The sequence below is a fragment of the Enhygromyxa salina genome (assembly GCF_002994615.1).
In the GTDB taxonomy this organism is placed as follows: domain Bacteria; phylum Myxococcota_A; class Polyangia; order Nannocystales; family Nannocystaceae; genus Plesiocystis; species Plesiocystis salina_A.
On sequence record NZ_PVNK01000003.1, the window covers coordinates 1 to 1,038 of the forward strand.

At 69.0% G+C, this 1,038-nt stretch carries 2 protein-coding genes; both read right to left on the reverse strand.

The window, feature by feature from the left end:
- A partial coding sequence (locus tag ENSA5_RS39635) for a zinc-ribbon domain-containing protein (RefSeq protein WP_146155156.1) occupies positions 1-250 on the reverse strand: 250 nt, incomplete at its 3' end.
- A 7-nt stretch (positions 251-257) separates the two neighbouring features.
- Positions 258-1,038 (reverse strand): FHA domain-containing protein (locus ENSA5_RS00210; protein WP_146155157.1); only part of this gene is annotated, 781 nt, incomplete at its 5' end.

Consider the following 1,038-nt stretch of genomic DNA (forward strand, 5'->3'; position numbering starts at 1 on the left):
GGGGCGTGGTTGGGGCCGGGGCCGGGGCCGCGTAGGCCGGAGGCGGTGGAGCCTGCGGAGGCGGCGCAGCAGCGGGGGCCGGAGGCGGCGCGTACGGAGCTGGAGCCGCCGGAGCCGGAGCCGGCACCGCGCTCGGGGTCGGAGGCGGCGGGGCCGGAGCTTGCCCGGGTGCCGGCAGCTTCGCGCCGCACCCGAGGCAGAACTTGTAGTGGTCTTGGTTTTCCTTGCCGCAGTTGGGGCAGACGATCACAGGAGCCTCACGAGATCTCGACGCGGAAGAGTTGCTGACCGACGAACAGGTAGTCGCCGTGGAACAGCTCCTGCGCGCCCTTGATGCGGACGAAGGTGCCGTTGCGGGAGCCGGTATCCGTCAGCAGGACCTTGGCGTCGTCGGATAGGTCGAGCTTGGCGTGATGCCCGGAGATGAACCGGTCGTCGGGGAAGTCGAGGTCGTTGCCCTCACGGCCCATGGACATCGTCGTGGCGGTCGCCGACTTGACGAGGCCCTGGCCGCCACCGGCGAGCTCCTGGATGACACGAAAGGAACCATCGGGTCGGGGGCTGCCGTAGAAGTAAGTGCCGGACTCGTTGGGTCCGTACTCGGGCAGCGGCGCGCTGTCGATCTTGAGCAGCTGCTCGCCGACCAGGAACAGGTCGCCGTCGTCGAGGGGCGTCGGACGCTTGATGCGAAGGAACACGCCGTTGTTGTTGCTGAGGTCCTGAACGAACAGGCGCCCGCTCTGAACGGAGAACTTGGCGTGCTCGGGGTTGAGGAACACGTCCTCGCCGAAGGTGATGTCACCTTGGGTGCGACCGACGATGTGGGTCGTGCCGCTGAGGTGATAGGTGACGCCGTCGCCGCCTTCGCCCTTGATGACGACCAGGCGCGGGGCCACGGTCTCTTGTTGCAGCGCGCCGAAGAACATGGTCTTGACGGCGGGCTTGTCGTCCTCGCCGAGGGGTTGGCCGGTGTTCGGATCGAAGCGCGGCTGGGGCGGAGGCGGAGGTGGAGGGTCGGCCGGCGGCGCCGCAGCGGGG